Origin of the sequence: Bacillus cereus group sp. TH152-1LC (genome assembly GCF_027710505.1) — a bacterium.
Taxonomy (GTDB): domain Bacteria; phylum Bacillota; class Bacilli; order Bacillales; family Bacillaceae_G; genus Bacillus_A; species Bacillus_A mobilis.
The window spans coordinates 263,258-276,146 of record NZ_JAQFNK010000001.1 but is presented as its reverse complement, the minus strand read 5'-3'; the positions used below and the strand labels follow the sequence as shown (position 1 = coordinate 276,146).

The following is a 12,889-nucleotide window of genomic DNA, read 5'->3' as shown; positions in this document are numbered from 1 at the left end:
GAACTCTTCCTTTTCTGCATTTAAATCCCTAATTAATTGGGTCTGCTTTTTCCCAAGTCGCGTCTAGCGCATCAACAAAATGAATAAGAAATGCTTCTGGTTGTTCCATCCAAGCAGCACTTCCCCATTCTAATTTACCATGATGGGCAGCAATGCAATGATTTAATTTCCCAATATCCTCAATTTTCATTGCGATGTTTTCTTGAACTAATACGCGTTGCAATAACATGGTACTAAGAATGATATGACCTGTTCCTCCGCCAATTGGGTCCATAGCAATACCTGATTGTTTAGGTTTATATGCGCTAAAATCAGCATTTGGATATAACCAACGCCATTTTTCAATTGAGTTTTCTCCAGCGTTAAAGTATTCAAGTGCTTTTCCCATATCATGGAATAATACAGCTAGAATTAAAAGGTCAAAGTTTGCTTCTACATCTTTTCTTCTTACAAAGTCATTGAATACTGTTCGCAAGTGCTCTACTTTGCCATGCCAAACCATATCTCTATCTCTAAGAGGCACTTCTAAACTTAGATTATTAATACTTTCTTTTCTGCTTTCTCTGTATGCAATATCAATTAATGAATTCATCGCATCGAACGGATTCGCTTTTTGGTCGCGTATATAACGAGTAATTCGAATTAGACCTAAAGTATGTTTTAACAGTCCTGCTAAATAAGCATGATGATGCCCTTTTGCAGCAGGTTTCATAGAAAACTCTGACCAATACATTTCTAATCCTTTTAATGCCACAGAACGATAAGGTTCTTGTATTTCTTCAAGGTATGTAACAAACTCTACTGTCATATCTTCAATAGATTTTTCAGTTGATGGCATCAATTCAAATGCGCTAACCTCTTCTAAATAAGGCTTAATACCTTCAATGACAATTGATTTAGGTCCTGTTTCTGGAGGGTATTGCTCAATTTTGCCACTAACTTGAAATACGGAATGTTGTTCCAATAACTCTACAGTTCTATTTAAACTTCCATTTCTGTCCCACATTTTCGCGCCGATTTTACCATTATTATTACTAAATTCTATCTTTAACCACTTTCCACCATTTGAAGTTGGTTCTACGCTATGTGTAGTTAGTAAAACAGTAACCTTTTCTGCATATTGACCTGGTTTTTTCTCATTAATATTAAATGCTGTTTCTTTTTCAGGTAATTTTGGCGCTGGAAATCTTGCAAGAATCTCTTCTCTTTTTTCCGGCGTTACATTTACCTCTACGGAAATAGCATCTGCTAAATGTTTATCCATAATTGTATTCATTTTATGTTCCTCCTTGAGTTGTATATACTCTATTTTCTTCAATCTAATTTATGATTCAATTCTTTATATTCATAGTAAAAATAAATTCAAAAATATTATAACTTAATTTATCAAACAATAGTTTGATAATCCCAAAAACTTATATTTACTTTTCTTAGGAAAAATCATGTATAATTAATTTAGAAAATAAAGGAGGTTTACCATGCTTCTCAAAAGGATTATGACTATTCCAGCCACTCTTGTTTTTTTACTTCTTGTCTTATTGTCTATAATAAGTTCAGAAAACGTCATTTTGTCTTTTCTCACAATTTTTCTTATGATGATTTTCTTTATGAAAAAATTATCTGACTTAATGAAAACGAGACTAAGAATTAGATTACATGCAAAAATAAGCAATGAAACAGCTATTTTACAAAAATCAAAAGAATTTAATCCAACTGAAATTCTTTCGATTAGCGATAAATATGCAAGAGTATATCAAGAAGGTAAAAGTAAAATATCTTTTATAATGTTATTCGTTTCACTTATTTTCTCTTTTACTTTTCCATTATCACAAGTCATTTCAAACGTATATTTAAAATCTGTCTGTATTACATTTTTTGTAGTTCTGTTTCATATAATTGATAGTAACTTAACTAAATATCGATTAGAAGAACAAGAATTTACGAAAGACGCAGCTTAGTTTTCTAAGTGCGTTTGCTTCGTTAGAATTTTCTTATAATTCGAAGTCTTCGTATATAATTGTTTGGACAATCAAAGAACTATAATTCAAGAGGTGATACATCATGATTGGCGAGGGAATTAAACGGAATTTATTACCAAAAGATGTTTCTCTACTTCAAATAGAGCAAAACGTCAATATTATTGCAGCCCTGTACAAAAAACAGGACAAATACATTAAGGTCAAATGGGAGATTGTAAAACCAATAAACCGAGGTCTTCTTCAACAATCACTCGATACTAATTTATTGTTTCAAGAAGAGGAACAAGGCAATATTGTTTTTCAATCTGCTGAATACATCGTCCATTTAATCGATTCACTTCCTAAAATCAAAAGCGAAGAATATTATCAAAACGAATACGAAGTCAATTGTGATATCACCATTACAGATGATTTCTTAAAAGAACAAACGATGATTGGCACAAACATTATTCGATTTGAAAATTATCTAATTGAAAGAGAAAAAAACAAAGAGCTTTTATAAGTTAGGAGTGGTGAATAATACGAATTATATGGTATCTATCCCAGATGTAATTTTCATCTTTTTACGAAAAGTCATTACAATACAAAAAGGTTCTTGAAATTGTTCAAGAACCTCTTTTTTATTCTGTATGTCTTAAAAAACTAAAACACCCAGTATTCGTTTTTCAAATCATACAATTCTTTTTTCTGTGTACATGTAAAATAACATGAATTATGTATAGGCATTATTTGCGAACAACTTGACCAACATTTATAAAACCACTTAGTAAAGGTTGTTAGCAATATCCCTTCTAATATCTCTCCATATTCATTTTTTAATTCTCCAAGTCGATAGTACATCATATCATCAATAAATTCTTCATTTTCTATAATGACATCACTTTGTTTTAAGAGAGAATTCATTGTATCTTGTTGTTTGAAGGGGACTACTTCTATGCTAAACAAATTTTTATTTGTTTTAATTACATAGTAAACCTTAGTTGCATCAGGTAGGATAACTGTCTGATGATATTCAAGTATTTTTTTTGTTGTTTTGTCTGAAAAGTTACAGATGTTTTCTTCAATTTGTTTGAATTTTTCTACCAGCCCAGGCATATATCCTTTCCCACCTTTATTTGTTTTTATATAATTAAGCTCCCCTTTTTTTCACATTTAATGCTGCTAAATTTGAAATCATTTCTTGTGCCATATATATTTCTGATAAAGAAACTGTCCATAATTCATCCATCGCCTTTTTCAACATTTTTTGCTTATCTAAAGATAAAGCATCAAATATAATTTCTTGCTCTGATTTTTTTATATCACTTAAAGCCACAGCTAGTAGTGTTAAGTCCGAAATCTGATTCAAAATATTCCCAAGGGATTCCTTATCTAATTTCATTAAGTCTAAGAACCCTAAAGCATCTTCATTTAACAATACTTCATATTCAACAAACACCAAGTTGTTTTTTGAAACAACAAAATATCGATTGCCTTTCCCTTCAACTTCAAAGTATCCTTGTTTATCTAAAGCACCTTCTACCTCTGACTTAGCAGACGTTAAGTCTTTTGCTTTTATAAGGGTTTTAAATGCTTCACCATTAGAACCATAAAATGTAGCTCGATAAATATTCAATTTATATCCACTCCTTTTCTTCATGTATTTAGCACTACACTGGATATTCCCTCAAAAAAAAGTAGCATAGGTCTCCCCATGCTACTTTTTTAATATGACTTTTCTTTTTTCTAATTCCTCTTGAAGTAATTTGATTTGCTGTTCTGTAGGATTTTGAATATTAAACTTTCCATCCAAATAAAGACCTCCAGCAACACCCGCTGCATCTCCCAAAACAATTAGGTTTGGATACACCCTCATTGCTCTCCATGTATAAGAGTCCATATTAGCTGCATATCCAGGAATCAATAAATTGGTAGGTGTTGAAATCAAAACATCATAAGGAACATACCAGGGGCTTACAGTTCTAGGTTCCGATAAGGCTTCACCCTTTTTGTAGGTATTAGAATCAAAATTATAAAAACCCAAACCAATTCGGCGTTTATAATGCTTTTCATCTCCTAGTTCTAACGTATCCTTTTTAGTTAATGCAAATGTTCCATCTTCATTCATACTATGAATACTTTCTCGTAAATACATAATATCCCCAACAACCGGTTTGCCATTGTTATCAAAAATAAGTTCAGCTTTTTCTAAACCAGGCAATTTTCTAATCATGGAAATAAATTCGTCTGATTTTATTTCTTCAATTGCTTTTTCCTTTGCGATTTCTGGGTCCATCCCGCCATCTTTTGGATAATGTCCATTTCCCATCACATTATCACGCCACATTTTTCTTGCATCCACATCATATACCAAGAGCATATTCATCCACATTTCGGTATCGTTTGTTTGCTTATTTTTACCCGAATAACCATCTTCCCCACCATTATATGGTTTTAATCGAAACATTTCATTCTGCTGGTTAAAAGACTTAAACTTGGGGTCACTGTTTATTTCATATCCACCTAATATCCCAAGGCTACCTTTAGTAGTAAAATAAAATTTAAACGGAGCCCCTTCTTTTTGATGTTTTTGTACATGCTCCATATCCAAACCTTTTAATTTAAACATCAATGTTGCGACCATTTGTTTATTATCCGTATTTATATCTTCCCTACCAACAACCCCATGAAACAATCCTGATATATATGTTAATTTTCCTGTTTCAGATGCATCAACAAATACAGGAGCATCAATTTTCATAGCTCGATTTGTATTGTATATGTATCGGTCATGTTCATCTTTTATTAATGGATACACAATAACGGATTTAATGCTCTTTTTTTGTTTATCCAAAAATACTTTCTCGATATCATGTTCATACAAAACTGTTATGTTATCTTGTTTTGCTACATGGTTTTTAAGTATGTTAGTTAGTGTTTTTGGAGAGAAGACAATAGACGACTCCTTATAAAAGGTATCCATTGAACCTCCTTGTGCCCAAGGATAATTCTTAGGAAGACCTTTAGGTAAGTTTTGTGATTGATACTGTCGCACATCATATAAGTTTTGCGCCCCAGCTGTTAGAATGCTACCTAATTCTTTTTCAGGAACTATCATCAAAATTTTCTTTTTGTTACTTGTTACATCAGATGCTTGTATGGCAGTTGCAACAGCTTGTGGTCCTCCTCCATAGATAACCATGTCATATGCCTTATGCTGAATTATATCTTTTTTTGAATCGAAATGCTGCGAATTATTTTGCATTATATAAAAAATACAAATGATTAAAGCAACTGCGAAAGAACCAAACATCAACAATATTTTTTTATTCATATCATCACCTCGTTAAGTTGTATTTGTATCAGAATTTCCAAAATAACTGCAACTACCTTTTTATAATTAAAAAAAACGCCTATTCTTAGGCGTTTATGAGCTGCAAGAACTACAACTAGAACTTGAACAACTAGAGCTAGAGCAACTAGAACAACTTGATTTAGAGCATGAATGATGTGAACCAGAGCAACTTTTACAAGATGATTTAGCAGGTGTTGTACTTTGACAAGATGACCAACCTGAACAACTAGAATCTTTATTAGTTGCTGTGTCCTTGTTATTATCAACCTCATGATGATGTTTGGTTGCTTCTTTATATGAATCATTATCATAAGTTAACATAGAATAATATAAAAAACTATTTGTATAAAAATCTGAATTTTGGTCTGACTCTTTTTTCTGGTAATTCGTATTGAATCTGTCGCTTCCGTATTTAACATTGGAATTAACACTGTTCTTTGTTTCATATGTAATGTTTCTAATTCTCTTTTTTAACTTTGCAATAAGTTTTACAGACACATTTGTTGCCTCATATGTATTGGCATTAAAATATGTATGTAATAATTCATCTTCCGATAATGTATCTATCTTCTTCAAAATCTCTTTATCTATTGGATATTGAAAGAAGTTTCCGTATATTAATCGGGTATATTCTCCTACTTCAAACAATTCAGAATAAATATATTCAAACCATGCTCGCTCAGATTCTGGGTTTCTAATAGATTGACCAACATTAGGTTCATGATGAATCATATCACCTAAAAATTCTTGACCGAAACGTTCATAACTTTTTGTAAACATTAACATTTCATGCCATATTTCATCGACTTTTTCGTTGTACATAGGCACATTTTTTAAAACACTAGACATGATAAAGAAACGCTTTAATTCAAGCAGATACCAATCATACTGACTTTCATCAATTAATTGCCCACGTAAGACTCTTTCTTTCACACTTTGCATGAACTCTGGATTCATGGACTCTTCTAAACGCTCTACTAATTCTTCTAAATCTAGATTTTTTTGAACCCCTAAATGTTTCGGAATTTCATATGTCGGAAATATAATTTCCGTATTAATAGCACTATTTTCTTTGTTTTTCTTTTTATTTTTTACTACTTTATATGCAGCAATGGATAAACCAACTCCAACAACAGGTAGTATATAATTAGTGAATATCATATCTTGCTTGCCTCCTTCATTCTTTATAGTTAGATTCTAACAAATTCAGAATTTGAAAACTTGAAAAATAAGAAAAACTTTTATCCGTTTTAACGAGAAAATAAAAAAATAAAAAGCCGATAATATTTATGGACTTTTTATTTTCTCTCCCTTTTGCAGAGGAGATACATATGAAAAATTTAATTTTTTGCTTTTTTGTTTTAATCTTAAATACATTTCAACGTGTTTTTACAATTCCTTTAAAAAACACAATCTTTAACAAAAAAGGCAGGATTCCCTGCCTCATCATGTTTGTACTTTAAATTATATTGTATCCAGCGTATCCATCATATTTAACTTCTATATTTTCCACACCTTCTACCAGATTAATTGTTGAAAAAACAATGAGCTTTTTTAAATTCATGAAAATAAAAACTAAAAATTCTTTTATATTAACTTTTTCTGCATCCACAATCACAACATCACTTTCTGTTTGCTCTGTAGGTTCGTACACAATAGCATAGGAAAGATTATTTTCTCGCGCAAATTTCTGAACTATATTTATTTTTCCGGAACCTCTTTCACCAAAAAGATTTACCACTTTATTTGCTAATCCTTTTCCGAGCACACTTTCATGTAATCTTTCTTTTATAGTTTCTTCAACATTAGCACTTTCTTCGTTGTATGTTTGCCACATGTCTGCATATAATTTCGCTAATTCTCCCACTCCATACACCCCTTTGTTTTTGTTGAAAAATACCATATTTTTCATTTTAGTCAATGAAAAAAGAGGCTGCTTAGCCTCTCGAATTTTACTGTCGTTACATTTGTTCTTTTAACCATTCTTTTTGGTCTTTTCTTGCTTCTTCAAAAGAGTCATATAAAGTAAACTGTCTCTGTTTTTCTTCTTCTGTACTTATATTTATTGATTCGTAACGTAGACATTTACCAAAACATTGTATGATTCGTAAATCATACGTTTTTCTTATTTTCTCTTTCCCTGCTTCAAGGAAATCCGTGTAATCTGTTTTCGATAAAACTTTTACATCACTCATTCCTGTTGATAGCTCTGTTAGCTCCTCAACTGAATAATGTTCCATAAAGAAATCAAACAATTCCTTTGTACCTACTCTAGGATACAACAAATCTTGACCTATTCTTTCTAATCTTCCTTCAATAGATTTATTCATTTTCGGGTCATTGACAAGTTCTTTAAATTTATCTTCCGCAACAAACTGTTCATATTCGTCAATAAACATTTGATATGTAAATTCACTTACAATCAATTCTTTACTATGATAAGGTGAACGGAAATTGATTCTAAAATCATTTTCTCTATCTCTCCAAACAATAGTTGCTTCTCTATCAACAGTTTCTTGCAAATTGTATGTTACTTGATATGGATACGACTCTTGACTCGAAAAACGAATCAATGGATTCTCTTTGTTATAATAATCCTCATTAAATTTTTTCGCTATTTCCTTACTTATAGTATATAGTTGCGTAACTTTTTCTTGCACATCTACATGCATATACATTTTCTCATTCCCTGGATAGATAGGAGCAAATTTTCTTTCCAACATCCATTCTTTAAGGATTGCCATATCTTCTTCTGATACATTCCAAGTTTGGAAATAGAAAGAGATTTGTAAGTTTTCACCATGTCTTCCCTTTATCATATCTTTGAATGACTCTAGCACAGTATCCATCGCCAATTTTCTTTTTAAGCTGATAAGTTCTATCCTAGCACTAGGAATAGAAAATTTAATAGATGGTAGTTTTGCTTCGCCAAAATCATATTCCACTTTTAACGGATTTCCAGACTTCAGGTCATTAAAATACACGTTAAAATGATGGTCATCTTGTTTGTAAGTTAAAGAGAATTTTTTCTTTTTTAACTCGCGTTGTAATTTTCTTACCCAACTTATTCTCGTTGCAAAATTAATATACATATTTATTTCTCCTTTTGTTTCCTGTTTTTTTCCTTTATTTTATCATCATCTTTAAAATACGGTTAAATAAAAATGAGTTCTTGTCATTAGAAGCGTTTCAACCTACGAAAAACAATTTGTTTTATCGTTTAAACAAGAAGGAATACTCTCTTTTTATAAAAATAACTAGTTATACTAATTGAAGGAGTGAATCACCATATGGCATATTTTGGAAGTAAAGGGTGGTACGTACAACAGTTGAGAGCCCTGGGTATCACTAAACATGAAGACCGCAAACTAGAAAGCTATAGAACTCACATATTAGCAAATCTTTATCATACTCACATGGAAGAAAAGAAAAACTAATATAGCATACAGATAAACGACCCATATTAACTATGGGTCGTTTTATTTTTTATATAATGTTTTTTCGTTAACAAAGCTTTTAAGGTAAAATATAAGAAAAAAGGAGAAATGTACTATGGAATTCATTAATTATACCTTTAAAACTGAACCTATTCTTTATAATGATTCTAACCTAGATTCCGATGTTATATATGCAACTATTGATGTATGTTTTAAAAACAAACCAAGAGGAAAGGTAAGGCATGTGGAATGCCGCGTTGTTTTAAGACCTGGTTCGAAAAGAAATTATATAAATACAACAACCATTGGTGATGACTCCTTACAAGAATTAAGACTAAACAAAGATGCACAAAATGATTTTCATAATTTGATTGAAAAAGCTTTTAGAGAACATATTGAAAGAGATTTTATCCAAAAAGTGGAACAAACACCAGAAGTATCGTTACCCTATCTTTTACATTTCTTTAAAGAAAAATGAATTCATTAACCGCATTCACATTTCATGGAAATAGTTAAAAATATAATCAAATTTTACAGCAGAATATTCTGCTGTTTTTTATTAAAACAAAAAATAATTATTACTAATTTTGAAATCATAATTTGCTATTATGTATGTACGTTAAAAAAAGATAATTCGAAGGAGAAAAAATATGGAAACAATCCAAAAATTCAGCTGTGAAATATGTAACAAAGACTATAACCTTCCACAAGAGGCTATGAAATGCGAAGCAAGAGGCAAAGAATCATTAGTTGTAGTTCCCGGACAGAAGGTTCTTTTAAAGCAATCCAAAACTGATGAGGCTAAAACTTATTATGTCGCTTGTGTAATTGTAGAAATTAGAGACAAAGGGCATTATTACGAATATGATTTGGATATTTATGATGAAACCGGTTTTGATATGTTGTTTGAGGAACCTAGAAAAGAAAGACTTCTTGGACTAGATGAAGACGAAATTATCATTTTACCTGACATAATCAAAGAATACAAATCATAATTCTTCAATTCATTCCTGAGACCATTGATATATCCATCGATGGTCTTTTTTATATTTCTCTGTTCTTACGATAAACAACAAAATTGATAAAATCATTGATTTCTACAAAGCCTATGTTATGTATAGAACAATTAATCACTTTAAAAGGAGGTAACTATGAAATTTAAAAACTTTTTATTTCTTATTCTAGCTTGTACATTAACAGTTCCTGCAACAACGGCATATGCAAAACCTATCGAATATGCTTATAGTCACTACAAAAAAGGAATGGATTACTTTAATAAGAAAGACTACAAACATGCAATAACGGAATTTCAATACGCAGTTAATTTAGAGCCTAATGCATCTTATCTAAGAAAGTTAGCTGAGTCTTATAAGCTGGACGGTCAATATCAAAAGGCATCAGAGACGCATTACAAGGAAGCTAATGTTTATTATAAAATGGGCGATATGAATACTTATTATGCCGTAATAAGAATAGCAGAATCGTTAAATAGTTCCGTGGATTTATATATGACTACAGACAAACAACCTAAAAATTATCAACTTCAAAAATATGAACCTTCCAATGGTATGTATATTGGTGCGTTTATAGAGAAAGAAGAAAACCTTAATTATTCAAATCGATTTGCAGAATTTAATCAAAAAACAGGGAAACAACACGCTGTTTATTTCGCATATCATAATTACGGTACGAACTTCCCTACTGCTTGGCTAAACAAAGTTAAGGATGTTAATGCTAATAATGCTGTTCATTTAGCTTTAGAACCAAATAACGGTTTAGAGGCTGTGAAGGATGACCAATACTTAAGACAGTTCGCTAGAGATGCCTACGCTGCAAAGGTTCCTATTTTCATTAGATTCGCATCTGAAATGAATGGAAATTGGGTGAAATGGAATGGCAACCCGAAATTATATATTGAGAAGTTTAGATTGATTTCCAAAGTGATGAAAGAAGAAGCACCAAATGTTGCTATGGTTTGGTCTCCAGCAGATAGTCCAAAAAATGAAATTGATAAATATTACCCAGGTGATGATTATGTAGATTGGGTTGGAGTTAATCACTATAGTAACAACTTCCAAAATGCTAATATAAATTCACCTAATGATTACACAAATCCAATCGAAGAAATTCGATATGTGTATGAAAAGTATTCAGATAGAAAACCAATGATGTTAAGTGAATACGGAGCAAGTCATTTAAGTGCTGCTGATTTAAAAGATGCGTCTAATTTCGCTATCACTAAAATGCACATGTTGTATGAGGGGGCAAAGTTAAACTTCCCTAGGCTTAAAGAGATTAACTGGTTTAGTATGAATACCTTAAAACATGCAAATAGCGCTGATAGAAAGAAAGCCGACTATAGTATTATGGATAACAAAAAAGTATTTGAAAGCTACAAAGACATGATAAGCGACGATTATTTCCTTTCTTCAGTTGTAAATGGAGAGTTTGCAAAACAAGAAACTACTGTTCCTACATATGTTACGAATTATAAAAAACAGGCAATTACGGAACCGATTAAAATCATGGCATGGGCTAAGACTTTTGTACCTTACATTGGCAAAGTAACATATCAAATCAACGGGAAAGTCAAAGGCGAATCTTATCAGTACCCTTATGATATAAGCGTTAAACCTGAAGATTTACGTGAAGGAAAAAACGAATTTAAAATTACGATATATACACCAGATAATAAGGTCGCATTTGAAAAGATAGATGCTTTATACAAATCAAATACTAACGAAGAACACGTTAAAATATTTATAGGAAACAAAGATGTGTATACTAAAAATCAATTAGCTGAATTACTATCCCCTCCTTATATCAAAAACGGAAGAACAATGGTTCCTATTCGTATGATAAGCGAACAATTAGGCATGAATGTAATTTGGAATCAGAAGGACAAAACAGTAACATTAAAAGATGGAGATACTATTGTTATATTAACTCTTGATAAAACATACGCATCGATGAATAGTAAAAATGTTAAAATAGATGCTCCTCCGGAGTTAAAACAAAACACTACATTTGTTCCACTTCGTTTCATTAGTGAAAACATGGGGTTAAATGTAACTTATACTGTTAGCGACCATTCTGTATTAGTTAAGAAAAATTAATACAAGCATAATTTCGAATAATAAAAAGGCGCATGTGCGCCTTTTTTAATTACAATGTTTATTTTTACACTTCACTATCATGATAAATTTCTTCAAATTTGGAATCAATATACTCTCCATCTATTAAAATCAATTCACCTTGATAGCTAAATAAGTAGGTATCTACAGGGGAACACTCAGCTTCCAGTTGGTCATGATAATATTCTTCTGAACCTAAGTAATCACATCCCTCTTGCACGACTTTCTTTAATCTATCTACTAAAGCAGAAATATGTGGATTTACTTTTTCTGATAATTTGGTTGCTAATCTTCCTCCTAATTCAGCCACTTCATTCTCCAATTCGCTATATTCTTCAGATGATAACGTTGCTTCCAATAAAAGGGGGAATTTATATTTCACTTTTATCTCTTCAACTTCCGAATGCTTCATAATAAACTCCATCGCTTCTGTTTCATCAAACTCTATATAATCAAAGAATAAAACATATCCATTTTTGTTGTAATCATTATCAAATAATTTGTGTTCGGTGTAGTTATCTGTTAGTGATTCTAATTCCTTTAGCAAATCATATTCTTCTTTGGATAATACCTTTTTTAAATACTCTTCAGTCATCGATACAGATGATAAATCCAATGATATACCATAATTTTCTTCCCAACTGATATCATCACAATCTAATTTAACTTCTTCATTGATAATATATTTAATGTTCTCTGTTATCTCTTGGCACTCTACAGTCCAATCCTGCTCTTTATTCATTTCTTGTTCATGCACTACCTCTGTTGCCCTTTTCTTTGCATCTTCACTTAAGTTTTTAAATTTATATACTTTTTTCATCCTTCAGTCTCCTCGTTTTTTACCTATTATATCTTGTTTATCCATTTACAGTTAAAATTTTCGTAGTCTTTCCCCTCTATCGTACAAATATCACAACAAAAAAAGATACATTAAATAGTTTGTAATATATGATTAAAAAATCAATTTTACATAACACTACATTACATTATAAAAAAGATAGTTAT

General features: G+C 31.1%; 14 protein-coding genes. 6 read left to right on the top strand and 8 right to left on the bottom strand.

Going from position 1 to position 12,889, the window contains the following annotated elements; all coding sequences use genetic code 11:
• Positions 1-28: 28 nt before the first annotated feature.
• Complete coding sequence (locus tag PDL00_RS01445; protein WP_270725668.1) at positions 29-1,276, bottom strand: HD domain-containing protein; 1,248 nt, start codon at positions 1,274-1,276, stop codon at positions 29-31.
• A gap of 331 nt (positions 1,277-1,607) precedes the next feature.
• Here PDL00_RS01445 and PDL00_RS01440 point away from each other — a divergent pair, with 331 nt between their 5' ends.
• Positions 1,608-1,958: a hypothetical protein gene (locus PDL00_RS01440; RefSeq protein ID WP_270725666.1), complete on the top strand. Its 351-nt coding sequence runs from the start codon at positions 1,608-1,610 to the stop codon at positions 1,956-1,958.
• 103 nt (positions 1,959-2,061) lie between these two features.
• Complete coding sequence (locus PDL00_RS01435; RefSeq protein WP_098006434.1) at positions 2,062-2,481, top strand: hypothetical protein; 420 nt, start codon at positions 2,062-2,064, stop codon at positions 2,479-2,481.
• 140 nt (positions 2,482-2,621) lie between these two features.
• Here PDL00_RS01435 and PDL00_RS01430 read toward each other — a convergent pair whose 3' ends face one another.
• The 6 genes from PDL00_RS01430 to PDL00_RS01405 form a co-directional block, all read right to left on the bottom strand.
• Positions 2,622-3,074: a hypothetical protein gene (locus PDL00_RS01430; RefSeq protein WP_270725663.1), complete on the bottom strand. Its 453-nt coding sequence runs from the start codon at positions 3,072-3,074 to the stop codon at positions 2,622-2,624.
• Between the two features lie 34 nt (positions 3,075-3,108).
• Positions 3,109-3,594, bottom strand: a complete 486-nt coding sequence (locus tag PDL00_RS01425) for a FliG C-terminal domain-containing protein (RefSeq protein ID WP_270725661.1) — start codon at positions 3,592-3,594, stop codon at positions 3,109-3,111.
• An 81-nt stretch (positions 3,595-3,675) separates the two neighbouring features.
• Positions 3,676-5,292, bottom strand: coding sequence for an FAD-dependent oxidoreductase (locus tag PDL00_RS01420; RefSeq protein ID WP_270725659.1), 1,617 nt, complete (start codon positions 5,290-5,292; stop codon positions 3,676-3,678).
• A gap of 93 nt (positions 5,293-5,385) precedes the next feature.
• Entirely contained in the window at positions 5,386-6,474 is a 1,089-nt protein-coding gene (locus PDL00_RS01415; RefSeq protein WP_270725657.1) for a hypothetical protein, read from the bottom strand.
• A 298-nt stretch (positions 6,475-6,772) separates the two neighbouring features.
• Positions 6,773-7,180: a hypothetical protein gene (locus PDL00_RS01410; protein ID WP_270725655.1), complete on the bottom strand. Its 408-nt coding sequence runs from the start codon at positions 7,178-7,180 to the stop codon at positions 6,773-6,775.
• 94 nt (positions 7,181-7,274) lie between these two features.
• Complete coding sequence (locus PDL00_RS01405) at positions 7,275-8,405, bottom strand: hypothetical protein (protein WP_270725653.1); 1,131 nt, start codon at positions 8,403-8,405, stop codon at positions 7,275-7,277.
• A 198-nt stretch (positions 8,406-8,603) separates the two neighbouring features.
• On the opposite strand from PDL00_RS01405, the gene PDL00_RS01400 reads away from it, so the two are divergent.
• The 4 genes from PDL00_RS01400 (at position 8,604) to PDL00_RS01385 (ending at position 11,866) form a co-directional block, all read left to right on the top strand.
• Positions 8,604-8,750, top strand: coding sequence for a YflJ family protein (locus tag PDL00_RS01400; RefSeq protein ID WP_098879652.1), 147 nt, complete (start codon positions 8,604-8,606; stop codon positions 8,748-8,750).
• A 115-nt stretch (positions 8,751-8,865) separates the two neighbouring features.
• Positions 8,866-9,228, top strand: coding sequence for a hypothetical protein (locus tag PDL00_RS01395; RefSeq protein WP_270725649.1), 363 nt, complete (start codon positions 8,866-8,868; stop codon positions 9,226-9,228).
• A gap of 172 nt (positions 9,229-9,400) precedes the next feature.
• A complete protein-coding gene (locus tag PDL00_RS01390) occupies positions 9,401-9,745 on the top strand; it encodes a hypothetical protein (RefSeq protein ID WP_270725647.1) in 345 nt (114 codons plus the stop codon).
• Positions 9,746-9,901: 156 nt separating this feature from the next.
• A complete protein-coding gene (locus tag PDL00_RS01385) occupies positions 9,902-11,866 on the top strand; it encodes a stalk domain-containing protein (RefSeq protein ID WP_270725645.1) in 1,965 nt (654 codons plus the stop codon).
• Positions 11,867-11,930: 64 nt separating this feature from the next.
• On the opposite strand, the gene PDL00_RS01380 is transcribed toward PDL00_RS01385, so the two are convergent.
• A complete protein-coding gene (locus PDL00_RS01380) occupies positions 11,931-12,704 on the bottom strand; it encodes a hypothetical protein (protein ID WP_270725643.1) in 774 nt (257 codons plus the stop codon).
• Between the last annotated feature and the right edge of the window lie 185 nt (positions 12,705-12,889).